This is a genomic window from Mesomycoplasma molare (assembly GCF_024918955.1).
GTDB classification, from domain to species: Bacteria; Bacillota_I; Bacilli_A; order Mycoplasmatales; family Metamycoplasmataceae; genus Mesomycoplasma_A; species Mesomycoplasma_A molare.
Genome location: NZ_CP103423.1, coordinates 329,528 through 355,222, shown reverse-complemented (window position 1 = coordinate 355,222; position 25,695 = coordinate 329,528). Strand labels below are relative to the sequence as shown.

General features: G+C 23.3%; 20 protein-coding genes and 2 other RNA genes. 4 read left to right on the top strand and 18 right to left on the bottom strand.

Features of this window, described 5'->3' with window-relative positions; genetic code table 4:
* Nucleotides 1-3 precede the first annotated feature (3 nt).
* The 9 genes from NX772_RS01670 to NX772_RS01630 all read right to left on the bottom strand — a co-directional run bounded on the left by NX772_RS01670 (nt 4) and on the right by NX772_RS01630 (nt 8,501).
* Nucleotides 4-2,391, bottom strand: a complete 2,388-nt coding sequence (locus NX772_RS01670; RefSeq protein WP_027123655.1) for a hypothetical protein — start codon at nt 2,389-2,391, stop codon at nt 4-6.
* A complete protein-coding gene (locus tag NX772_RS01665; protein WP_036450429.1) occupies nt 2,384-2,908 on the bottom strand; it encodes an MSC_0621 family F1-like ATPase epsilon subunit in 525 nt (174 codons plus the stop codon). The genes NX772_RS01670 and NX772_RS01665 overlap by 8 nt, the downstream gene beginning before the upstream one ends.
* Nucleotides 2,892-3,305 carry a hypothetical protein gene (locus NX772_RS01660; RefSeq protein ID WP_259429401.1) on the bottom strand — a complete coding sequence of 138 codons (414 nt, stop codon included), beginning with the start codon at nt 3,303-3,305 and terminating at the stop codon, nt 2,892-2,894. The genes NX772_RS01665 and NX772_RS01660 overlap by 17 nt, the downstream gene beginning before the upstream one ends.
* Nucleotides 3,306-3,749: 444 nt before the next feature.
* Nucleotides 3,750-4,247 carry an MSC_0623 family F1-like ATPase-associated protein gene (locus NX772_RS01655; protein WP_027123658.1) on the bottom strand — a complete coding sequence of 166 codons (498 nt, stop codon included), beginning with the start codon at nt 4,245-4,247 and terminating at the stop codon, nt 3,750-3,752.
* A complete protein-coding gene (locus NX772_RS01650; protein ID WP_027123659.1) occupies nt 4,231-5,616 on the bottom strand; it encodes an MSC_0624 family F1-like ATPase-associated membrane protein in 1,386 nt (461 codons plus the stop codon). Before NX772_RS01650 ends, NX772_RS01655 begins: the two co-directional genes overlap by 17 nt.
* Nucleotides 5,606-6,865, bottom strand: a complete 1,260-nt coding sequence (gene glyA / locus NX772_RS01645) for a serine hydroxymethyltransferase (protein WP_027123660.1) — start codon at nt 6,863-6,865, stop codon at nt 5,606-5,608. Before glyA ends, NX772_RS01650 begins: the two co-directional genes overlap by 11 nt.
* 109 nt (nt 6,866-6,974) lie before the next feature.
* A complete protein-coding gene (gene rpmF / locus NX772_RS01640; RefSeq protein WP_027123661.1) occupies nt 6,975-7,169 on the bottom strand; it encodes a 50S ribosomal protein L32 in 195 nt (64 codons plus the stop codon).
* Between the two features lie 117 nt (nt 7,170-7,286).
* Nucleotides 7,287-7,709, bottom strand: coding sequence for a Dps family protein (locus NX772_RS01635; RefSeq protein ID WP_027123662.1), 423 nt, complete (start codon nt 7,707-7,709; stop codon nt 7,287-7,289).
* A 9-nt stretch (nt 7,710-7,718) separates the two neighbouring features.
* Nucleotides 7,719-8,501 (bottom strand): DeoR/GlpR family DNA-binding transcription regulator, encoded by a 783-nt coding sequence (locus NX772_RS01630; RefSeq protein ID WP_240532013.1) that lies wholly within the window; start codon nt 8,499-8,501, stop codon nt 7,719-7,721.
* A 228-nt stretch (nt 8,502-8,729) separates the two neighbouring features.
* On the opposite strand from NX772_RS01630, the gene NX772_RS01625 reads away from it, so the two are divergent.
* A complete protein-coding gene (locus tag NX772_RS01625; RefSeq protein WP_027123664.1) occupies nt 8,730-8,978 on the top strand; it encodes a hypothetical protein in 249 nt (82 codons plus the stop codon).
* A 22-nt stretch (nt 8,979-9,000) separates the two neighbouring features.
* Here the strand turns inward: NX772_RS01625 and ssrA are convergent.
* The 9 genes from ssrA to NX772_RS01580 all read right to left on the bottom strand — a co-directional run bounded on the left by ssrA (nt 9,001) and on the right by NX772_RS01580 (nt 22,522).
* Nucleotides 9,001-9,379: a transfer-messenger RNA gene (gene ssrA, locus NX772_RS01620) on the bottom strand.
* 134 nt (nt 9,380-9,513) lie between these two features.
* The gene (gene rpoC, locus NX772_RS01615) at nt 9,514-13,746 is read right to left on the bottom strand and encodes a DNA-directed RNA polymerase subunit beta' (RefSeq protein ID WP_027123665.1); all 4,233 of its coding nucleotides are present in this window, start codon (nt 13,744-13,746) and stop codon (nt 9,514-9,516) included.
* On the bottom strand, nt 13,746-17,432 hold the full coding sequence (gene rpoB / locus NX772_RS01610) for a DNA-directed RNA polymerase subunit beta (RefSeq protein ID WP_259429400.1): 3,687 nt from the start codon (nt 17,430-17,432) through the stop codon (nt 13,746-13,748). The genes rpoC and rpoB overlap by 1 nt, the downstream gene beginning before the upstream one ends.
* A gap of 143 nt (nt 17,433-17,575) precedes the next feature.
* Nucleotides 17,576-17,833 (bottom strand): 50S ribosomal protein L27, encoded by a 258-nt coding sequence (gene rpmA / locus NX772_RS01605; RefSeq protein WP_027123667.1) that lies wholly within the window; start codon nt 17,831-17,833, stop codon nt 17,576-17,578.
* A 6-nt stretch (nt 17,834-17,839) separates the two neighbouring features.
* On the bottom strand, nt 17,840-18,139 hold the full coding sequence (rplU, locus tag NX772_RS01600; RefSeq protein WP_027123668.1) for a 50S ribosomal protein L21: 300 nt from the start codon (nt 18,137-18,139) through the stop codon (nt 17,840-17,842).
* A 133-nt stretch (nt 18,140-18,272) separates the two neighbouring features.
* Nucleotides 18,273-19,784, bottom strand: a complete 1,512-nt coding sequence (locus NX772_RS01595; RefSeq protein WP_027123669.1) for an alpha-amylase family glycosyl hydrolase — start codon at nt 19,782-19,784, stop codon at nt 18,273-18,275.
* Nucleotides 19,785-19,789: 5 nt separating this feature from the next.
* Nucleotides 19,790-20,740 carry a DNA polymerase III subunit delta gene (gene holA / locus NX772_RS01590; RefSeq protein ID WP_027123670.1) on the bottom strand — a complete coding sequence of 317 codons (951 nt, stop codon included), beginning with the start codon at nt 20,738-20,740 and terminating at the stop codon, nt 19,790-19,792.
* Between the two features lies 1 nt (nt 20,741).
* Entirely contained in the window at nt 20,742-22,115 is a 1,374-nt protein-coding gene (locus tag NX772_RS01585) for an MAG0480 family ComEC-like protein (RefSeq protein ID WP_027123671.1), read from the bottom strand.
* Complete coding sequence (locus NX772_RS01580) at nt 22,040-22,522, bottom strand: MAG0490 family ComEA-like DNA-binding protein (protein ID WP_027123672.1); 483 nt, start codon at nt 22,520-22,522, stop codon at nt 22,040-22,042. Before NX772_RS01580 ends, NX772_RS01585 begins: the two co-directional genes overlap by 76 nt.
* An 86-nt stretch (nt 22,523-22,608) precedes the next feature.
* Between NX772_RS01580 and rnpB the strand changes: the two genes are divergently transcribed.
* From rnpB to mobL, 3 genes are all read left to right on the top strand, one after another.
* Nucleotides 22,609-22,893: RNase P RNA component class B (gene rnpB / locus NX772_RS01575), an RNA gene on the top strand.
* A 515-nt stretch (nt 22,894-23,408) separates the two neighbouring features.
* Nucleotides 23,409-24,149: a hypothetical protein gene (locus NX772_RS01570; RefSeq protein ID WP_027123673.1), complete on the top strand. Its 741-nt coding sequence runs from the start codon at nt 23,409-23,411 to the stop codon at nt 24,147-24,149.
* 305 nt (nt 24,150-24,454) lie between these two features.
* On the top strand, nt 24,455-25,693 hold the full coding sequence (gene mobL, locus NX772_RS01565) for a relaxase MobL (protein WP_027123674.1): 1,239 nt from the start codon (nt 24,455-24,457) through the stop codon (nt 25,691-25,693).
* Nucleotides 25,694-25,695: the final 2 nt, after the last annotated feature.

Below are 25,695 nucleotides of genomic sequence, written 5' to 3'. Positions count from 1 at the left end.
ATTTTACCTCAACAATTCTAATAAAATTACAATAACAAAAGTTGTTATAACACCCGAAACTATTCCCATTGATAAAAACAGAGATAATTTATTCTTTATTTTTGCTTTATTTTTAGCAATTAAAACACCAATAGAAGTAATTGTAGTAATCAATGTAGTGCTTGAAATAGCTAAAATAGATCATAATATCGATTGTTCTACTTTATTTTTTATATTTTTAACTTTGAAAGGATTTATATTTTCTAAAAACGAGCTTCCATTATCAAAAAGAATTTTTCTTTCTTCTTCATTTATTTTATAAATGCTATCTATTATTTTTTTTATAGTTTCTTTATCTTCTAAATTATTTAAATTATCTAATATTTTTTCTTTATCTTCTTTTATTTTATTTATTACATCATTTGAAATACTTGAATCAATTTTTAAAGTATCTTCAAACAATTCCTTTATATTCTCGATTTTTTTATCCGAAGAAAGATCGAATGATTTTTGTAAAATTTCTTTATTTTCCATAATCATTTCTAAAATTTCTGAATTAAAAGCTTCTTTGATTTTTAATTCTTTTTCTTCTTTTGATAGTTTTTCAAATTCTTCATCTTGAGATAAGTTATTTATTATTTTTTCCAGATTTTCTTTTGAATAAAAATTTTTAAATAATAACGCCGCTGTTGCTAAAGTATTTTTCTCTTTTTCTGATAAATTTTTAAATTTAGAGCTATCTAAAAATTTTGAAAATATTTCTGGTTGATTTTCTACAAGTTTTGAATAAATTTCATTTTTTTCTTCTTCGCTTAAATTATTTTCTCCATTTAAAGGGGGTGCCGAATTTTCATTTAAAAATCCTTCAAGTTCTTTTTGGTATTTTTTAGAATTTATACCGTTTGATATTTCTATTTCTACTATCCCTATCGTCCCATCGGTATTTTCTTTTTTTCTAATATTTTTTATTTTATATATAAACCCTTGTCTATCACCTTCAATAAAAGCAATTTGTTCTAAAGGCGTAAAATATTTAGCTTGAGAAGCTGTTATTTTTTTTCCTTTATCAGTCAATATAACATTTAATTCTTTTGCCTGATCTAAATTTAAATCTTTTTTTGTTCTTATATTTTGAATTATAATAGCGTCTTCAAATATTTTATTTTCAATAAGATTTGGTTTAACTACTTCAAAGTCATTTTCAGTAAATTTTTTGATAATGCTATAATTAATTTTTGCTTTAGATAAGTCTTCATTACCTTCTACTTTTTCTATTGATTTAATTTCTAAATCATAATCATTTTCTTCGCTTTTTATATGATAAAAATCTTCGATAGTTAAATCTTTAAATAATTTATTTTCTGCTTCTTTTTTTAAATAAATTGTTTTATTTTTTTTAATATCTTCATTTATTCTATTTAAATATAAATTAAAGTAATCATTAAATTTAAAATCAAATTCAAAGGTTTCTGATAATTCTATGTGAACATTATTTAATCTTGCAGTCGTTTTTAATTCTAAAATTTTTCCTTCTGTAGATTCAGTTTCATTAATAGAGACGACTTTAAAATTATCTGAATATATTAATAAGTTATTCTTATTTTCGATAAAAATATCACTTTTTTTTAAAAGAAAAGCATTTTTTTCTAAAGCTTCTTTTTTTATTGATATTTTTCCGAAAGCCATTTCACTTTTTAAACTTTCTTCTCTAATTATTTTTCTATCTCTAGTTCTATGTTCTATTAGTTTATCTCTAATAGCTTTTGCGATAAAATTTTCAGAAGAAAAATTTCTAATTCTATTTTCCATTTTAAATAATAGTTGTATAAGTTTATTTCTTTCAATCTCTGTAATTTCTTTATCTGAAATTGAAAAATCCTCCCCATAAATAGGAAAATTTTCTTGATTTTTTAATCAAGAATCAAAAACAATATAAATATTAATAATTCTTAATTCATAATCATTTAATATTTCTTTTTTTTCTTCTTTGGTTAAAGTGTTTATTATTGTGTTTTCGTCATTTATATTATTAGGATCACCGGAAGTTGAACTTATGTAGGTTTTTCTTATTAAGAATTGAAAATCTCTTTCAAAAAAACCTTCAAAAGAATTTTTTACTAATGAAAAATTTTTACTTAAATTTTCATAAAATCTCAACTTTTCATAACTTTCTTTTGTAGGAAAATTAGTATTATGAGAATTTTTTGCTTCTTCATATAAAGATGTTATTTTATTTTTTAAACTATTTTCAATATTTGTTTTTATTTTTTCTTTATAACTTATTAAATCATTTTCATCTTCAACAGAAGCGTTTTCCGACATAGAAACAAAACTAAAAATTGAGACTGATAATGGAATAATTAGTCCTATTTTTTTAAAAAACGTTTTTTTAGAAAAGATTTTTTTAGTCATTTTTTTTATAATATAGTTTTAAACCTTTCATCATTTTTAATTCTTGATATTTAGTAAAAACATTTTTTGAATCATATAACTCTTCTAATTCTAAACCTAACTTAGTTTTTGATAAAAAATATTTATAATTTACTTTAATTTCTTTATATTCTTTTAATAATTCTTGTTTTATTTTTTTATTTTTATCGAAATATAATAGTTCTTTTTCTTTACCTAAAATAATCAAATTAGCTTCTTTATTATCTGATGAGAATATTATTTTTTCAACTAGAAAATAAATGTTTTTTATGCTTTTATTTTGATCAATTATTTTAATTATACAATTACTAAAAGAGGAAAAAATATTTTTTTTTAAACTAAAATAATTCTTGTCTTCAAAAAGAAAAATATTTAATCTTTTGTTTGAAAAAACAACTTTTTCGCCGTTAGAAAAATTTATTGTTAGATCAAAAAAATGCTTTTTCTTCTTAAAAAAGAAAAATTTATTTTTTAGAAATGATCTATATTTTTTCATCATTTTCTTCCTTTGTATATTGTGAAATTAAAATTATTTCTTCTGTTAATTCTTTTCGTTTTTCTTCTTTTTTAGCAAGTTGAACTGAGTATATTTTTTGCTCTAATTCATTCATTTTTTTTGTTTCATAAAGCAATTTTTGCTTGTATTTAAAAAAAATAGATTCTTCAAATAAAGTATTTACAACTAATTTTATATAGTTAAAAAATAAATTTTCTAGAATATTTAAAATATCTGGAAATAAAGTTTGCTCATCCTTGTATATAATTTGTTCATTTATGTTATAGTTGTTAATTTGGAAATCAAATTCATCCATAGGAATAACTTTGGTAATTCAATTCTTTATTCTATTTGTATTTAAAATAAAAAATACCTCGTCTATTTCTTTATTTAAAAACAAATTTATAATTATTTGCTCTATCTGAAATTTTATTTCACTATTTAAATTATTTTTTTTACTAAAAATTACTTGTAAATTTTCCTTATTAGCGAATGCGTTAGCTATTTCCCCTATAACTATTATTCTATCTTTATTTTTGTCTATCTTTTCTTTTAATAATTCATTTATTTTATTGTAATTTATAGTTTTTATTTCAATAGGTTCCGAAATATAGATTCAAAGTTTTTTATTATTTTTATTTTTCTTATTTTTATAAAAAGAAGATTCAATTTTATGTTTATTTTCAATCTTTTCTATAGCTTTTTTTATTTCGAAAATATAAGATATTTTTTTTTCAAAATTATTATTAATTTTAAAAATTTCAGAGATAGTATTTAATCTTGATATTTTTAATATAGAATATAGATTTTGATATCTTTTAAAATTAAATCATAATTTTTTTCATTATATAATTGTTACCTTAGTTTCATTAAATAAAAGTTTATAATTTTCATTTTCTTTAACTATAAGAAGTCCATCGGAAAGTAAAAAGTATTTTTCACCATTTAAAATAAATGTTATTATTTTTTTTAGTTTTTCAAACATATTTAAAAAATCTAAATTTTCTTTTAATTCAATTCTTTCTTGTTCAATATTCTTTTCTGAATTTAGCACCGGAATTATTATCTTTTCTTTTTTCAATCAAGTTATTTTAAATTCATCAAAATCTAAACTTTGTAAATCTTTGATTTTTTTCTCTATACTTTCAATAAAATTTTCAAATTCCTTTTGTTCCTGTTGAGTTAAAAACAATTTAATTTCATTAGCTATATCTTTTATTGAAGCTACTTCGATTTTCTTCATTATTTCTTTATAATCGTTAAGAATTCAAAAAATATTATTTTCTTTTTTCAAAATTCTTCTAATTGCTTTGGCTTTATTTTTTTTAAATATTCATCTCATTTTTTTTACCTACTTTTAAATTTTTAAAAATTAAGAAATTGTTTCAAGAATTTATTAATAAAAATACACTAATATAAAACAACATAATAGAATATAATAAAATATCTATGTTTAAAAAATCATTAATAGCTAGAAAAAGATTATTTGATTTTAGATAAAACAAAAAAGTCAAAATCGTTAGTAAAATACTTATAAATCCTTTAATAAAAATATTATTATATTTGTCAATTTTTTTCTTTTTTACAGAGAAGAAAAAAATGATAAAAAAAGATGTAATTGAGTTAAATATTAAATTAACATCACTTAAATATAAACCTTCAATATTTTTTTTAGAATCTAAATCGTAGATTATATTTATTAAGTAAAAAAGCGTTCAAATTATAAAAAGCGACAAAACCATAAATACATTTAAAAAATAATTCGTTGTTTTATTGTTCTTTTTAAATAACTTTATTAAAAACGCTAAGATAATTAAAATACAAAAAAATAAAAAAACATAATTTCAAAACGATAATTTTATTTTTTCATTAAACTTTATTATAAATCAAATGATTGAAAAAAATAGAGTTTCTAAAGAAATTTGAAAAATTAAATTTGAAATGTCTCTAACTTTTTTCTTTGTTTCTCAAAAGTTTATCATTGTAATAGCAAACGGAAAAAATGTTATTCCGAAAAAAATAATTCATAATAATTTTATAATTAAATCTTTTAAATTTCAATGATTTATTCAAAAGTCAATTACGTAAAAATCTAGAATGTTTTCATTGGAATCTAAAAACAAAATCAACGAACTATATATTTTAAATGCAAAGATTCAATAAATAAATTTACTTATAAAGGAAATTAAGATTCATTTATTTTTATATTTCTTTTTTCATTCGAATTTTTTATTTAACATGTAATTAAAAATAACATATGAAAGATTAATGACTAAAATCGAAAATATAATTCACAAAATAACTATAATATATTGCTTAAATTCACTTTCTGTTATTATGTTATTTTTGAAAAACATTAAAAAATATCCAAATATAAAAGAAACTAACGATAAGAAAATATATAAAACTACTCAAAAAAGAAAATATCTTATTTTTATAATATTTTCTGTAAAAATTATATAAGTTCTAAATAAAAAGTAGTAAGCTAATCAATTCAAGAAACTGTAAATAAATGAAAAATAAATTTTTGTTGGTAAAGAATTATTTGTTATGTTGATTAAATTAACGTAACTTACATAATTGATATTGAAATATATAGCAAATATTAGTAATATTATTATTTTAAAAATCAAAAAAAATTTTTGCTGTTTTTGAAATAATACGTTTTTTACTAAATAATTTTCTTCAACTAATAATGTTTTATTTTTCATTTCAATAAGATTTTTTTATAGGGAACTTGTTTGCTAATTCCTTTACTTTTAGTTTTAATTCCTCTAGTTTATTATCATCTTTATGATTTATTAGAGCTTCATTAATAATATTTGCTAATATTTTAAATTCATTTTCAGAAAAACCTCTTGAAGTCATAGCTGCTGTTCCTAATCTAATACCCGAGGTAATAAAAGGTGATTGAGTATCGTTAGGTATTGTGTTTTTATTAACAGTAATATTTATTTTTTGTAAGATTGAAGAAGCTTCTTTACCTGTTAAGTTATATGATTGTTTTACATTAATTGTAAATAAATGATTATCAGTTCCTCCTGAAATAATAATTACATTATATTTTTGGAATTGATTAGAAAATGCTTTTGAATTTTTAATTATATTTTTAGCATAAATTTTAAAAAAAGGTTGTAGTACTTCGTTAAATGCAACAGCTTTTCCTGCGATGGAATGAAATAAAGGACCACCTTGATAACCCGGGAAAATTCAACGATCAATTTTTTTAGAAATTTCTTCGTTGTTTGTCATAATTATTCCACCTCTTGCTCCTCTTAATGTTTTATGAGTAGTAGAAGTTATTACATCAGCGTATTCAACCGGTGAAGAATGCATGCCTGCAGCAATTAATCCTGCTATATGCGCAATATCTGCCATTAAAAAAGCACCAACTTCATCAGCTATTTCTCTAAATTTTTTGAAATCAATTTCTCTAGAGTAAGCAGAATAACCACAAATAATAAGATCTGGTTTTATTTCTTTGGCAAGTTTTAAAATATTATCATAATTTAATAGTCCATTTTCATCTACATCGTAAGAAAAAGATTGATAAAATCTACCAGAAAAATTAACATTATATCCGTGAGTTAAATGGCCACCAGAGGATAAAGACATCCCCATGATCTTGCCATTAGGTTCAACTAGCGCAGCTATTGCAGCAGCATTTGCTGTAGAACCTGAATAGGGTTGAACATTTGCGTATTTTACATTAAATATTTTTTTTAATCTTTCGATTGCTAGCGTTTCTACAGCATCTACATTCTCACAACCATCATAATATCTTTTTCCCGGATACCCTTCTCCATATTTATTTGTTAAAATGCTTCCTGTAGCCATTAAAACATCTTCAGATACATAGTTTTCAGAAGCAATTAATTCTATATGTTCTTCTTGACGAAAAAGTTCTTTATTAATTGCATTTTCTATTTCTTTATCCATTAAAGAAATTTTTTTATACATATCATCACCTCTCTTTTATTTATATAATTTTACTTTAAAAAATAAAATTAAGGTTAAATACCTTAATTTTATTTTAATATTCTACTTATACAAATTTATATTCAAAATATTATCTATCATTTAATGCAGTAAAACCTTGAACTTTTTGTCCTTTATAAAAACCACAAAATCTACATACTCTGTGTTGTTGGATTCCATTAGAACAATTTGCACATTTAACTAAATTTTGAACTGTTAAAGCATCATGAGTTCTTCTTTTGTGTTTACGTTGCTTAGAAGTTTTTCTTTTTGGAACTATAGCCATTTCTACCTCCCATTGTAATGATAACTATTATTAAAAAATATATTTTATTTTTACTTAATTATTTGAAATATTTTTAATATAAATATTTTACATTAAAAATGCAAAAAATAAAATAAATTAATTATTTTTATTCATTGCTTTAAATTGTCATAATCACTTATCAAAACTTAATAAAACTTCGTCAAATATAGGTTGCACCCTTGCACTTCATTCTATATTTTCAGAAAATTCTAATATTTTTATTAGATCTTCAATTAGAATTTCTAAAGATTCTTTATAGTTAAATTGTCTTGATTCAATTTCCTTTATAAAAGAATATTCTAAAATTTCTTTATAACTACCTAGCGCATCTTGATCTTTCATAACTATTTTTTCAGCTATTTGATCTACAAATTCTAAAATTTCTTCTTTTAGTTTATCTGTTTCTTCATGAATTTCAAAAAATTCTAATCCTTTTATGTTTCAATGAATATTATTTATTTTTTGATAAAAAACTTGTAAACTAGATTGTATTTTTTTTAAGCTATTTACTTCTGTCATATTTCTCCTTTATTTTAATATTTCTGGTTTTTTAACTACTATTAAATTTAAACCATCAAAGTCTTTTCTTTTAGTATAATCGGTAACAACTAATACCATTTTATTAGTGGGTGTAAAATCATAGAAAGTTCCATAACCAAATTTTTCTTCAGTCGCAAGTACAACTACTAAATCTGAATATTGAGCGATATGTTTTTTCATTATCCCTTGGTTAATTTCGGTTGTTGTTAGTCTCCCTTCTTCATCAATTCCATTAACTCCTAAAAATGCAATTTGAAATTTAAAATTCTTAATTGTATTTAAATCCAACGCTATTGTAGAAAGACTTTTATTTTTAATTTGTCCACCAATCATAAAAACACTTTTAAAACCTAAATTTATTGCATGCATAGCATTGTAGATAGAATTAGTATAAATGTTAGCACTTTTATCTAAAAATTCTAAAAGATAAAAACAACTAGAACCACCATCAACATAAATATTTAAGTAATCTTTTGCTAAAACTGAAGCTGTTTCTGCTATTTTTCTTTTTTCTTCAGGATTATTTTTCACTTCCTCTATAGCTAACTTATCAATTTGATTTTTTTTTTCGTTATATATAACTTCACCAAAAGGTCTTTTAATATATCCTTCTTCTTCTAATTTTATTAAATATCTTCTAGTTGTACTTTTTGTTAAATTAAATTTTTCTTCAATATCAATAGGTTTTAAAACTTTTTTTGCTCTAATATATTCGTTAATCTCTTTTTGCTTTAGAAAAGACATTATTTTTTTACCTCTAACTTCTTCCATTTTACCTCACTTATATTAGAATAATTACTTTAATAATTTAAAATTATATCACTTTAAGTGTTAAAATTTATTTTCAATAAAATAATACAAAAAATAAAATTTGCTAAAAAAATAAATAAAAAATATAAAAAATTAATTTTTTATCTTATTGTAAAACTAAAAAAGTCATTTTTTTGCTATTTTTTTGCTTTAATATTCATTTTTTATTAAAAATGTTATAATGATGTCATGAAAATAGAAGAAATTAAAGAATTATTTAAAAAAGTGTTTACACACAAATCTAACAAGGACGAAGAAGAAAGTTTATCATGTGGTTATAAAAAAACTTACTATCATTTTTTAGAGTGAGATTCTAACACCCAAATTATAAAATATAGAGCAAGCTCAAGCGATAAAGCATGAGATGAAAATATATTTTATTATGATACTGAAATAACTTTAAATGAATTATTGGAAATGAATTCTAAAATCCAATAATTCATTTTTAAAATAAAAAAAATGGTGGAGATGCCGGGAATTGAACCCGGGTCCACACATGAACTTTATTAGAAGTTTACAGTTTAGTTTATTTTAAATAATAAATTAATACTTAAATAAACAAAAACATATTAATTTATTTAACTAAAAATTTCTGTAGATTTTAGTTAAATCCATCTACATATCCTTTAAAAATAATGAATAATAAAAAAGAAAGGAATTTTTTATTATCAACTAGTTTATACTAAGCAAAAACTAGGTTTGAGTTATTTGAAGCTAACATATTAAATGAAACTTCTGTTTTTTCTTCTTTTCCGTTTGAAAAAGCCTAGAAGTAATTATGGTCTACTACACCACTGAATCCTAATATTACCCATATATGTCGAAGCCTTTACACCCCCATTTATAAATAATATTTTACAATAAAAAAATAAAAATACTTCTAACAAAGTATTTTTATTTTTAGTTTTGTTTATATACCATTAAAAATGGCGCGAAATTTTACTTCCATAATTATTATTAAATTTAAAAAATATTAATCTTTAAAATAATTTAAAGGATCTTGAATATCATATTTAGATTTTTCTTCATATTTAGAATTAGTTCCTGCTGGTATTTTATGACCAACTATAATATTTTCTTTTAAACCTTCTAATTTATCAACTTGAGAAGAAATAGAAGCATGAACTAATATTTTAGAAGTTTCTTGATATGAAGCAGCTGCTAAGAAAGAATCTGATAGTAGTGGTGTTTGTTTAGCACCTTTAATAACAATTTGTCCAAAAGCAGGTTTTTTACCTTCACTTAATAGTTTACCATTTACTTCTTGATATTCAAATACATCTACTAATGATCCAACAAATAAATCTGAATCACCAGCTTCTGTTATTAAAATTTTTGAAAGCATTTGACGAATAATTATTTCAATATATTTATCACTTATCGAAATACCTTGCATTCTATATAGTCTTTGCACTTCTTTTAACAAGTAGTTTTGAACTTTACGTGCATCAGTGTAATTCAATAATTCTTTTAATATAATTGGTCCTTCAGTAATCTTTTGACCAGGTATAACTTTATCCCCAACTTTAACTCTTAATTTTCTATTTGACTGAACATAAAATACTTTATCATGTTCTTTAGCTTCATTATCAAAATATTTAATTTTTACAAGTTTATCACCTGTTAAATTATTTTCTTTATCATGTTGTTCTTCAATAGAATAAACTATACCTTCAACTGGTGAAATTTGCGCAGGTTTACCTCAAGGTCTATCATAAGCATCAATTAATTCTATTAATCTTGCAAAACCTCCAGTTATATCTTCAACTCCGGCAACCCCTCCTGTATGGAAAGTACGCATTGTTAATTGAGTACCAGGTTCACCAATTGATTGAGCAGCTATTATACCAACAGCTTCCCCTATGGCAACTATTCTATTTGTTGCTAAATCTTTTCCGTAACATTTTTTACATACACCATTTCTTGTATGGCAACTTAATATAGAACGAATTTCTACTTCTTTTATACCTGAATCAATAATTTTTGTAGCTAATTCTGGAGTAATAAATTTATTTGCTTCTAAAATTATTTCACCTGTTTCTGGATGTACTATTTCTGAGTTTGTATATCTTCCTTCGATTCTTTCGAACAATGAAACAATACTTGAATTAGTTTTAGTATCAACAATTTCTTTAACTAAAAATCCAAAATCAGAACCACAATCATTTTGTGTTACTACAATATTTTGCGCAACATCCACTAAACGTCTAGTTAAATATCCTGATTTAGCTGTGTTAAGGGCTGTATCAGTACCTCCCTTTCTAGCTCCATGTGTTGAAGAATAGAATTCATATGATGTTAGTCCTTCTAAGAAAGAACTTTTAACCGGAACCTCAACGATAGAACGAACAACACGTTCGTTTTCAGCATCGGCTTTCAAGGTTTTAACGTTATTAGCCATCAATCCACGCATACCAGCTAATTGTACGAAGTTAGAAATATTTCCTCTAGCTCCTGATTTCATCATCATAAAAATAGGGTTATTAGTTTCTTCGTTAGTTATATTTATTAAATCATTTTGTATTTCATCTTTAATTCTTGTTCATTTGTTAACTGTTAATATATATCTTTCATCGTCAGTTAACATCCCCATTTTAAAGAAATTATTGAGTTTAGAAGTATATTCTTCACCTTCTTTAATAAATTGATCTTTTCTTGGAGCTAACTTAATATCACCGATAGAAATAGATGTTCCAGAAATCATAGAATATTTAAACCCTAAATCTTTAATTTCATCAAGAATATCAGCAACTAAGTTAGTATATTTAAATCAAATTTTTTCAAGCAATTCTACTTTTTCTTCTTTTTCTAACTCTCTATCAAAATTATTATTTCTTGCTTTTATTTTCTTATAAATATTTTCAAATTCTTTAATAGTAAATTTAGCTAAATTAGAAGCATGCTTTACAGAAATTTTTTCCTCTTTATAATCAATTAATGTTGAATAAAGTTCAAATGAATTTTTATAATTTTCATAATTAATTTCTTTAATAACTGAAGCCACATCTTCCATTGATACCACTATATCAAAATTATCATATGTTTGTCTAATAATTTTTGCTATATGTTTTTTATTTAAAGGTTCATTTAGTGGTAATTTTTTAATAAATTCAGGAATTGAAGCGCCTTTTGGAACCATATATTTTTGTAATTGTGTTTCTTGATTACTGTAAAGATTATCTACATTTGTATCAAAAACAAATGGAAAATTATCAGGGAAGCAATTATTGAATATAAATTTTCCAACAGTTGAAATAATAAATCCTTTATAAGAGGTTTCAACAGATTTTTTTACTTCTGAAAAAGGTAATGCAACTCTGGCATGAAGTGAAACAACACCAACTTCATGAGCTCTTAACATTTCATCATAATTTGAGAAATATCTACCTTCACCTTTTCTTAATGTCTCATCTTTCTCTTCTTTGGTTAAGTAATATAACCCTAGAATCATATCTTGAGAAGGGTTTACTATAGGTTCACCATCTTTTGGTCCTAAAATATTTTTACTTGCAAACATTAATTCTCTAGCTTCTCTAATAGCTTTTGGAGAAATAGGTACATGCACAGCCATTTGGTCACCATCAAAGTCAGCATTAAATCCAGCAGTTACTAATGGATGTAATTTAATAGCACGCCCTCTTACTAATACAGGTTCAAAAGCTCTAATTGAAAGTCTATGTAAAGAAGGAGCTCTATTTAATAACACTAATTTACCTTCTATAACCTTAGCAACATGAGGTCAAATTATTGGATTTAGTTCTTCAATCATTTTTCTAGCACTTTTAATTGAAGAAGCTAATTCTTGTTCCATTAATCTTCTTATTATTCAAGGTTCAAATAATTTAGCAGCCATTTCCCTTGGTATACCCACTTGATTCATTTTTAAGTTAGGTCCAACAACAATAACACTACGTCCAGAATAATCAACCCTTTTACCTAAAAGATTTTGTCTAAATCTTCCTTTTTTCCCTGTTAAAGCATCTGAAATAGATTTTAAAGGTCTACCATCTTTAGCAGCAACTGGGGATGGACTTCTTATTTGATTATCAATTAAAGCGTCAACTGCTTCTTGTATCATTCTTAATTCGTTTTGAATAATTAAAACAGGAGCATCTTTTTCTTTTCAATCTTTTAAACGGTTATTTCTAATTATAATACGACGATATAGTTCGTTTATATCACTTGTTGAATGTCTACCACCATCTAATTGAATTAAAGGTCTTAAATCAGCTGGTATAACTGGTAAGTGTTTGATCAACATAGAAGTTGGTTTTTGACCAGAACTAATAAAAGAGTTAATAACTTGTAATCTTTTGTATAATTTATCTCTTTCTTGAATTTTAGTAGAAGTTTGTTTTTCTGGACTTAAATTTTGAATTTCATCAATTTCCTCATGAATTTTTTTCGCTTCTGCTTCTAAATCGATATTTTCAAGTAAATATTCTATAGCTGCTGATCCTGTAGAAATTCTAGCATCTGAATATTCTTCTATAATTTCATTTAATTCATAAAAATCGATTCCGTATTCTTTACCAATTTTAGAAGAAGTTAATTCAGTTAAGTCTTTAAGAGCTTCTGTTAGTTCTTCATATGCTTCACTATTCTCATCATATTTTGATCTAATTTCTATTAAAGCATCTCTATAAATAACACCAGCTTCATTTAATTCAATAATTTGATTTTTAGGAAGAGCTTTAATTCCTCCTGATTCTAAAATAATGTGTGACTTATAATAAATTAAAGACTCTAAAGATGATTTAGAAACTGCTTTATTTCTATCTTCTGTTTTAATTCCTAGTAATTTTGAAATTATAGAATGATCGATTCTAAAAAATCAAAAGTGAACTACAGGTGAACCTAATTCTATATGCCCCATTCTTGATCTTCTAGAAATTTTAGGTAAAATTTCTGATTTTAAATTTTTACATTGATCGGTTGCAGAACAAAAAGTACCTTCATTAGATTTTTTATATTTTCTACCACAAATAGAACATTTATAATCAATAATTGGTCCAAAAATCAATTCATCAAATAAACCTTCTCTTTCTGGTTTATATGTTTTATAGTTGATTGTTTCTGGTTTAGTAACTTCTCCGTGTGATCATTCAAGAACATCTTCAGAAGTAGCAAGTGAAAGAGATATTTTGTCTATTGAATTTTCATCTATGCTTGCATATTTTCTTGTAATTTTATTTGAATCACTCATTAATATTCTCCTTCTTCATATTCTTCATTTAATATGTTTAAATGTTCTGAATCTTCTTTTTTAGAACTTCCGTGTAAATTATAGTCATTAATAATTTCAGGTGAAAATTCATCTTCTATACTAATATCATTACTATTATTTTCGACAGTTTTAATTTCCTCTTGTTCGAATTCTTCTTCGTCTTTATAGTTTTGTTTTTTATGAACTTCTAACTTAATTCCTAAACCTCTTAATTCATAAGCTAAAACGTTAAATGATTCAGGCATTCCAGGTCTTGGGATTTTTCCACCTGTTGCTAAAACGTTGTAAAGGATATTTCTTCCTTGAATATTATCGGATTTATAAGTTAATAATTCTTGTAAAACAGTAGAAGCTCCAAACGCCTCTAATGCTCATGTTTCCATTTCCCCAAATCTTTGTCCACCATTTTGTGATTTACCACCAAGTGGTTGTTGAGTTATTAATGAATAAGGCCCAACACTACGTGCGTTTATTTTATCATCAACCATGTGTTGTAATTTTAGCATATACATAACACCGACAGAAACTTCATTATCAAATGGTAACCCTGTTATACCATCAAATAATTTAAATTTACCTGAAGTAGGTAAACCTGCTTCTTCTAAAACTGCAGTTATATCTTTATTTTTTACACCATCAAAAACAGGTGTTACAAATTTTACATTTAACTTTTTAGCAGCCATTCCTAAATGTAATTCTAAAACTTGTCCAATATTCATACGTGAAGGAACACCCTGCGGATTTAATAAGATATCTATTGGTGTACCATCTTCTAAATAAGGCATATCTTCAACTGGTAAAACTAAAGAAATAACACCTTTATTACCATGACGACCAGCCATTTTATCACCGACTTTAATTTTTCTCTTTTGAGCGATAAATACTTTTACAATTTTATCAATACCGTCTTCTAAACTATCACCTTGTGAACGAGATAAAATTTGAACATCAATAACTGTTCCACCTTCTCCATTTTTTACTTTTAATGAAGTATCTTTTTGATTAGATGCTTTATTTCCGAAGATTGCATTCATTAATTTTTCTTCTGGAGTAGGATTATCTTCTCCTTTTGGACTTGTTCTACCAACTAATATATCACCAGTATTAACTTCAGAACCTATTCTTACAATTCCGTTTTCATCCAAGTGTCTTTTAGAACGAGCTGAAGCATTTGGTATATCTGTCGTTAAAATATCATCTCCCGCTTTTGAAGCTCTAAATTGAATTGTTTGTTCTTCAATATGAATAGAAGTAAATACATCATCTTTAACAAGTTTTTCACTTATTATAATAGCATCCTCAAAGTTATATCCTTGTCATGTTGTAAATGCAACTAGAATATTTTTACCTAAAGCTAATTCACCATTTTTTGTTGATGGACCATCACAAATTAATTGGCCTTGATAAACTTTTTCACCAAGTTTCACTATTGGTTTTTGATTAATTACTGTACCTTGATTTGATCTTTCAAAAATTCTTAAATTGTAAGTAATTATTTCATTTTTGTCTTCACTTTTTATTTTTATTTGTTGTGAATCAACGAAAATAACTTCACCAGATTTTTTTGCTCTTAAATTAGTTGCAGCATATTTTGCTACATCATACTCACTTCCTGTTCCAACAAAAGGAGATTCAGATTCAATTAAAGGAACAGCTTGTCTTTGCATGTTAGCACCCATCAATGCACGGTTCGCATCGTCATTTTCTAGAAAAGGAATTGTGCTAGATGCAATAGAAGTCATTTGTTTTGAAGAAACTTCGATATAATCAACTTCTTCTGGTTTTACAATTAAAAATTCATGATCTTTTCTTACTGTTATAGTCTCATCTATAATTCTATTATCATCATCAACTGTTATTGAAGATTGTGCGAATTTAAATCCGTATTCTTGAACAGCTGTCATTCAATGAACTTTATCGTAATTTACAATACCATCTTCAACTGCATAATAAGGTGTTTGAATAAAACCATAGTCATCAACTTTAGAATATGAAGCTAAATTTAAAATCAACCCAATATTTTGCCCTTCTGGTGTTTCAATAGGACAAATTCTTCCGTAATGTGTTGCATGAACATCACGCACTTCAAATTGCGCTGTATCTCTATTAAGACCACCAGGTCCTAAAGAAGTTACTCTTCTTTTATTAGCTATTTCCGCTAAAGGATTTATTTGATCCATAAATTGTGATAATTTTGAAGAGTTGAAAAATGTTTTAAATTGGTTATATATAGGTTTGTTATTATTAATGCTTTTAGGTGTAATTTTATCCATTTCTTTTGTGGATAATTTTTCTTTAGCATGTTTTTCTAGTTTTGTTAACCCAATGATAAATTTGTTTTGTAATAATTCTCCAACTCCAACCACTCTTTTATTTACAAGTGAATCTGGATCATCTTCTTTACCTAAATTATCAATTAAATTAAAATAATATGAAATGGTTGCAATTATATCAGAAATTAATAGATGCATTTCTGTTGAGGTAGGATCATTAGCTATTATTAAATTAGGTTCTTTCTCTAATTCCATTGATCTTTTATTTGGTCAAACCTTAACCATTGCAACTTTTGTTCTTTTATATAATTCTTTGTTGTTTTCTAGTTGTTTTCCGTAAACTTCTTCAGTTATATCTGGAATATCAACTGTTTCCAAAATCCCCTTATCAAATTGTGACTGAATTTCAAGTGCAATTTTTGGTGTAATAAATGTTTCTTTTTTATATAAAACTTGCCCTTCTTTTGAAATCAAATCTTCTGCTAGATATGTTTCTAAAATTCTTTCCACAAGATTTAACTTTCTATTTATCATATATCTACCAGTTTTAGACAAGTTATATCTTCTATCATTAAATAGAGTTAAAGGAATTAAATTATTGATAGCTTCTTCTGTAATTCTATCCCCTCTTCTAATTATTCTATATATTAATTCGGAATTTTCTTTTGTTGAAAAAGTTTTTTCTTTTCTTAATGATTCTTCTAAAACTGATGATTTTCCAAATAATTTAGTTATGGTTTCTTTTTGTAAACCTAAAGCATTTAAAAAAGTAATAAGACCTATGTTCTTATGTTTATCTATTCTGATTTTTACAGTATCGACACTATTCCCTGTTACCCTATGGAAAATTTCAATTCATGATCCTAGTTGAGGAATTATTTCAACTTTATTGAACAAATCATCAGCTTGTTTATTACGAACATTTCTTCCAAAATAAGCACCGGCTGATCTTATCAATTGAGCAACAATAACCTTTTCTGATCCGTTAATTATAAAGGTTCCACCACTAGTCATTAAAGGAATGTCACCGTAAATAATATCGGAGCTTTCATCAATTTCTCCCGTTTCTACAGTGTGCTTTCTTAATGAAGCTATAATTTTTCCAGTAAAAGAAGTACCTTTTTGTTTAGCTTCTTTTATAGCTTTAAATTCATCTTTAGGTATTTCCACTCTAACAGAACCTGGTATATATTGAATTTCAATCTTACCATTTGTAGAAACTATAGGATAAATTTTATTTAAAGACTCATCTAACCCTTCTTTTAAAAATCAATTAAAAGAGTTTCTTTGTATTTCTAAAAAATCAGGAGTTTCCAATGTTCTTTTTGTTTTTGAATAGTCTCTTCTTTCTGTAACTGGACCAAATTTTCGAATTTTAAATTTACTTTCCATTTTTCCCCTTTAATTTAAATAAGCAATTTAACTTTTTATATATTTTTAATATATAAATAGTTATGGAATTATACCATTTAATGTAAAAAAATAAATAAAAACAATAACTAGATTAATAATCTAGTTATCTTAGATTTTGTTTTTTAGTTTTTTGTTTCATAAACAGAAGCTACTTTTCTGTTTCTTTTGTTTTCAAATTTAACATATCCATCTATTAATGCAAATAGTGTATCATCATTTCCACGACCAACATTATTTCCAGGAAAAATTTTTGTTCCTCTTTGTCTAAAAATAATTGCTCCTGCGGTTGCAAACTGACCATCACTTAGTTTAACACCTAGACGTCTACCTATGGAATCTCTACCGTTTCTTGTAGAACCACCTGCTTTGGTTTTTGCCATTTTAAATTATCCTTTCAATTCAGTAATTTTTACACGAGTATATGGTTGACGGTGACCAAGTTTTCTTTTATGAGTTGACTTAGCGTTATGACGATAAACAACTATTTTTTTTGCTCTACCTTGCTTTTCAATAACACCTGAAACTTTTGCCCCTTTTACAAAAGGTGTTCCTACTTTGTTATCTAAAACAAGAACTTCATCGAATGAAACTACATCACCTTCGTTTCCATTAATTTTTTCGATGAAAATAGTATCTCCTGATTTAACAATCAATTGTTTTCCACCAGTTTTAATAATTGCAAACATGTTGTCCTCCTTATATTGGCTCATCTTTGAGGTACATTTATTAGATAAATGTTTTTAAACCTTTTTAGAATGGTTACATAAGTAACGTTAAAAATTATAGCATTTTTTTAATTATTTAGTTATAAATAAAAAATTATTTTTTTTGAAACAAAAGAACTTGATATTTAGAAATTTCTAAAATACTTTTATCTTCTATTTTATCTTTTAAGCTATTTATTTTTAATTCAAATTTGTTTCTATTAACATATATTTTTTTAGTTTTTTTTGATAAATTTATAAAAATTAAAAATTCACATTTAGAAAATATTATTTTGTATTTTAATACAGAAAGGTTAGGAAAATTTAAATTAATTTTTGTACACTTTATTTTTTCGCTTTCTTCGAAAAACATTTTTTTAAAATATAGTAATTCCTTGATTCAATTGAATAAAGAATTTGGATCTTTAAAATTTTTTGTAAGATTATTACTTTTAAATTCTATAGGTTTTTTGAAATAATTTTTTTCTTGTTTATTAAACCCCATTCCTTTTTCGGAATTTCAAGCAAAAGAAGTCATATTATTGTTTTTAGATAATTTACTTCTATTCGCAAAGAAATTCTCTTTATTTATACCTTTTTCTTCTAATAACCTTTTTTTGTAACTAAATAAATCTTCACCCAAATCTTCCTGCGAAAGAAAATGAATATTTTCTTGACCTATTTCATCTCCTTGAAAAAAATAGTCATTTTTATTATTTAAAATAAAAATTGCGAAAAGCATTTTTTTAAATAAGTTTATATCTTCTCTATTTTCTGCCAATCTTGAAGAAATTCTCCCGTATTGTTCGTTGTTTAATATAAAGGCATAATTCTCTTTATATAAAAGCATTTTTCTAATAAAAACTCAATTTCTAATGACTGAATATTTTTTATTAAATTCATTATCAAATTTTTTTTCAATTCAATAATTAGAGTAAAAATCGAAGAAAAAATCATCAAATTTAAATTTTTTAAAATTATTTTTCTGATAATGTTTAAAAAATGAAAAATCTAAAACTCCGTATAACTTAATCTTATTATCTAAATATTTTATTTTTTCTATTAAATTATTCATAATTATATGTGAATTAGTATCGAATTTTAAATTAGGTTCATTTGTATACAAAATGTTTTTAAATACTATTCCATCAATACCTAAAGATAAATATATTTCTATTATTTTTAAAAAATTATCTTTTTTTTCAGATCTTAATCATTTTAAGTCAATAATTTTAGTTACTTCACTGTCAACAAAAAAGGAAAAAGTATTATTTATATTTTCTAAAGGATAATTATCTTCTAAATTTGATATTATTTCATAGTTTTTTAAGTTTTTAAAATAAAGATCAGATTTTTTAAAATCAAAAATCATATTCACTTTTTTTCTTTTTTTATGAAAAAACATAATCATATTTTTTAAATCTTCTATGCTTCCATAATGATGTTTAATAAATTTTTTGTCTTTTATTTCAGAATAATTATCTAAAAATGACGGAATTATTAGTTCATCTATTTCCAAATTATTAAAATATTCTTCTTTTAGAGCAACTCCTAAGTAATCACCCACTCCTGAACTATTAGAATCATAAAATCTATTAGTTAATAATTCATAATAATTTTTTTTCATATTAATTAAAATTTGTTATTTAATTCAAAAATTAAAAACAAAAATTTTTCAAACCCCTCTTCTTCTTTTAATGTACCATTTTTTATATTGAAATCTATTTCTGATAATTTTGATATCATTTTATTTATTATTTCTATATTATTTTTCTTTAAAAATTCTTTCGCTTTCTTTAATCTAAATGGATGAACGTTTATTATTTCCGATAAAGTTTTATCATCCATTTTTTTATCTTTATACAAATTAGATGCAAAAATTATGTTTAAAAACGAAAATATTTGTGATATCAAATTATTAACACCTATTCCTTGTGAAATTTTTTTTAAAAAAGTACTTTTCATTTCGAAATAATCCATTTTTAAAAGAGAATCTATTATAGCAAAATCGCTTTCAAGGTTAAAATGATATGCTAAATTATCAATATTTTCTGAATTAATTTCACTGTCATAGTTTAATAATTTATCTATTTCATACGAAATTGTATAAAGATCATTGGGTAAAATTAAAGAAAGTTTAATAGCATCAATTTCGCTTATTTTCCCATTTTTAAATTGAACAATCTTTTTAATGTATTCAGATTTTTCCTTATCACTAATTTTATTAAATTGTTTTCGATTCGGTAAAGAAATAAGAAGTTTAAATAAGTGACTAGAAAAAACTTTTTTCTCTGTTTTTTCTACGTTTAAATAAAAAATTACTATTTTATCTTTATTGTTATTTTCGTTTATAAAATCATTTATATGATTATTAAAATTAGGGCTATTTTTTAAAAAAAAATCCTTATTTTTTATAACTATTATTTCTTTTTCGGAAAATAAATTTTTTTCATTAATTTTTTCTATAATTTCTTCTTCACTACTATCATTTAAGTAAATTACTTTATAATTTTTATTTTTATTAATTATTTTTTTAATTTCTTTATTTATTAAAAATTCTTCATTTCCGTAAAAAAAATACACTTTACTCCTTATATGTAAAAATTTTATAGTTATTAAAAATTTTTATTCTTATAGATTCTAAGCTAACAAAATATATAAAAATTATATTTAAAAAAAATAAAAAATCTAAATTTATTTTCAAAAAAACTTGGAAGTTAATGTAATAATCTATTAATTTTAAAAAAAGTCAACTTAAATAATTTAAAAAATCTTTTCAAAAGATTAAAAAAATTGAAATAGCATAAAATAAAGAAACTATTCATGAGAAAATAATGGAATTAAAAGTTGATAAAACATTGTAATCGTATTTTTTAGTTAGATTTAAAATAAAATAACTCAAAAAGCTAGAAGTAAAACTTATAAAAAAGGTATTTAATAATTTTGATTTTATATTAAACTCTAGTATATATAAAATGTTCAAAGTTATCAAAAAAGTTAAAATAAAAGAGAAGGAAAATATGATATAAAAATTTACAAATATAAATAATAAAGCTGTAAAAAGTAAAATTTCTATTTTTGAGAATTTATTTTTTAACAATTTTCCGTTTATTTCTAAAAATAAAAGAAAAATAAATGCCCTAAGTGCAGAAATAGCAAAGTTTAAAATGAGTAAGTAAAATAAAACAAATAAGATTCAAATAAAAAGACTATAAAAAAAATCTAGTTTTATAAAAGTGAGTATTTTTTTAAGTAATTTACTAATTAAAGTGATGTGAAAGCCTGATATAACAAAAAGATGATAAATAGATATTGACTTTAATTTTTCAACAACTGAACTTTGATCATAATTGTTTTCCGATATAAGTAGTAAAGGAATAATTTTTTTATAATTTTCTTTACCTGAAGAAATAAAATTTTTAATCCTAAACAAAATATTATCTATTCTACTAAATTTATTTATAAATTCTATTGACTTCATTTCATAAACAATATTTTTAGATTTTAAAAACAAATATCATGATAATTTGTAATTTTTATATTCAATTTTTGATATTTTTCCTTTTAAAATATAACTATAATTTTCTTCTATATTGTAATTTTGTATTAATACATTTTTTCCATTAATTAAAAATATATAATTATTTTTTGCGACTTTAGTAAACTTTATATTACTAATATCAATTTCCTCGTTTTCTAGAATTTGTTCATCCATATATATTTTTAAAAAAGAAAAACAACTAATAATAATTAGAATTCAAATTTTTTTGTATTCTCTCTTTATCAAGAAAAGGATAAGTATCGAAAAATTCACTAAAGAAAAAGAGTATATCTTAAATAAAAAAGTTAAAATTGAAAAGATAAAATAAATTATATAACAAATTAAATAGTGAATTCTTTCTTTAAAAGGTTTAAAGTTTTTTCCCCAATTCCTGGTATTTTTAAAAAATCCTCTCATGTTACTTTATTTCCTTTGTTTTTTAAAATAAATTCCATTAATTTAACAATAATCTTTTCTCTGATTGAAATTTTTTCTAGATCTTTTTCATTTACATCAAGAATACTTTTCTTATTTTCTTTCTTTTCTTGAATAAAAAAATTTTTATTTTCAAATATTTTTTCTTCCAAGTCAAAAGAAGAAATATCAGCATTTGATTTAAGGAAAAATTTGAAAAATACTTCCCTTAACTTAACTCCTTTTTTAAAAGGTAAAACTCCACTATAATTTACAGCCCCTGATACTTTTATAAAAATAGTTTGTGATTGTTCAATTTGTTTTTGTTCTTGTTTAAAAAATAAAAAAGCTCCACTAGAAATTGACACAATAAGTAAAATAAATATTATTAATTTTATTTTTTTAATCATTTTTATATTTAATATTTCTTTTTTCTTTTTATTTTTACAGAAAAGAAAAAAATAGGTTTTTTCTCTTTATTTGTTAAAATAAAATATGCATCGGTCAATTGCTGCAATTAAATTGTAGAGGAAAGTCCGCGCTAGCACTATCTGAGATGATAGTAGTGTTCATGTTGGATCTAATAAATCCAAGCCTAGACGACAAGTGCCACAGAGACGAGCTTATTTAATTAAGGTGAAACGCGGTAAACTCCATGAGCTAGAAACCCAAATAAAGGTAGGGGAACTTTATTTTTAGAAATGAATAAAAATAGAGAGATTTTTATAAATCTAGATAAATAATTGACGCTTTTTTAAAGTACAGAACGCGGCTTATAGATGCACAAACAACTTTTAGTTGTAAAAAAACAGATGTTTTTTAACATCTGTTTTTTCCTAAAATGCAAATTGAAGTGCACCAGTAGTTTTTATTATAAAAACATTGTACTACAATTTATAATATTTTATACTCCCTGTTTACTATTAAAGGAGTGAAGGGGATATCCCCTTCTTTTAATTCCGCTTGTAAAGCGGTTTTTATTAATGAAGTTAATAAAAATTATGGGGCGAAATTTTTCGACCCTTTCATTATTTTCTTGTAATAATCTTGTAATTTTTAATAGTTTTAATTAATATTTATTGAGTCAGTTCAAAATTCTGGAGTCGAAAAATTCCAACTCGTAAAGGGTTGGAATTTTTTATTAACTCGTTCTAAAAATAAAAATCTAACTTAATCAAAATTTCATTTTAATCAAAATTAAAAATGGGATAAAAAAAAGTTTCCGCGAAAAGCGAAAACAAATGACCAATTAAATTTTATCACATTTTTAAAATAATTTCAAAAAAGGAATGTGATATGGAAAAAATTTTAAGCAGAAGGAAAAAATGATTTTACTTAGATAATTGAATTTTACAAAAAATTAGTTCTAAGAAAAATAGCTGAGTTTTACTAATTTTAATTGTTGAAATTTTAAGAAAAATAAAATCTAAAAAATGTTCAATCTTTACAATTTGAAAACTATTAAATGACGAAGGGATTAATTTAGCTAAATCAAGTTTTTATCAAGCGATAAATGACTTGAAAAAAATGAAATTTATAAAAGTAGAAAATAATGAAATTTTTGTGAAAGTTAAAATATTTAATTCTGGTAAAAATCAATATTCCAAAATTCACAAAAATGAAATTTTACATTTTTTCCAAAATGATAAATTTAGTGCAAACCAAATTTTATTTATACGCTCAATAATTTTTTTGAGTTCTAAAAATTCAAAAAATATTAGTTACAAAAAAACTAAAAAAATAAATGAGATATGTGCATGACAATTAAAAACAACTGATTCTAATTGGATAGAACAAGAGTGCACTATTTTAACTATTGAAAAAGAAAAGCAAGCATCTTTCACATTTAACTTTTTTTATTCATTTAATTTGAAAAAAAGTTTAATATCTAGAATGATTAAAAATTTAAAATTGAAAAATTTTCTATTAACTTTTTTTAATATTTCAATAACCTTTTTTAGAAAAGTTACTAATAGAGGGATTTTTAAAACTTATCATTTAATTAACAAAAAAACAGTTCAAACTTTTAGTTTGTAATATAAGCTAATTTGGAAATGTATAAGTTAAAGCTTCGGTAAGAATAAGTTAAAGTATTTTGTTTTTAAATGCAAGAATTATTAAGCTAATTTGAAATTAGTATTTTTTAATATTCGATTTTAATTAAATATTAGTCCTATTTTGCATATTGGTTTTTATATAGTCCAAAACATGTTGCATAAATATTATTTATTCGGTAAGAATAAATAATAATAGATATTTTCGTTATTTATATATAAGTTTATTACATTTAAAGTTTAACAGTAAGATAGGACAAATATTTAATTGAAATAGATTGGGGAGTGATGTCTAAGAGTGCTTTATTAGTGTTTAAAAAGTTTTATTCTATAAAACGATCAAAAGAAAAGAATTATTATTTTTGTAAAACTAAGAAAAATATTATTAATTACATTACAAGAGAAAGTGCGTCTTATCGTCATGATCTAAATGAAGTTTATTTTAATCAAGAATTAGCAAATGGTAAAGTTTATAGCGAAATATTAAATAATGGTTTAAAAGCTAATGAAAATGATAATTCCGGCTTATTTTGAATTTTGGCTAAAAATAAATTTAAAAATATTGATAATAAAGATGCGATAAAAATAATGCAAAACTTAGAAGAAGAACAAATTGTTTGAGATATGGAATTATCGTTTGAAAGCACTTTTTTAGAAAAACATAAGATTTTTTCCCAAAATAATTTTATGGAAGTTGTTAGCGAATACTTTCCAGACTTTTTAAAAAGACAAGGTTTAGAAATTGAAAAAGTAAATTTATTTGCTTCAGTTCATGTAAATACTAAAAATCCACATATTCATCTAGTTTTTGCTGAAAAAGAAAAAACTAGATTAGTAAAAAACAAACAAACTAATGAGTTTGAACTACGATGAAGACAACAAGGAAAAATAAAATTTGATGAAATCAGAAGTTTTGGAAAATATTTAGAAACCAAAATGAATGAAAAAAATAATAAAGAAATTATTTATAAGCAAAAAAAAGATATTTGAGATATTAAAAATGATTATCGTTTAATTTATAAAAATGATTTTAAAAATATATTGAAACTTGATTTAGCTAGAGACAATTTAAAAATACTTAAACAAATAGCTTCAAAGAAAAATAAATCATATGTTAGATTGGATGAATCAGAAAAAAAATTTATAGATCAACTAACGCAAGAATTAACAAAAAATAGTTCAGAATTAGAAGAATTAAAAAATTTATTTTTTAAAAAGATTGATCAACTTTTAGTTTCAGAAGAAGAAAAACAACTTTTCTTAAACAAGGAAATTGATTCATTAAATAATCAAATCGCCAATTTTACAATTAAAGAATTATCAAATGAATATTGAGAATTACAAAAAAATAATAATTCTTTAAATCATTTAACCCATTTAAAACATTTACAAATGCAAAATAATAATTTTTCAAGCGAGAATTTTATTAAAAAACAAAAACATAAACTTCCATATCATATTTATAAAATCAAAAATTCATGAGAAAAAGGATTTAACACTACATCAACACTATTTGAAAGGAACTAAAA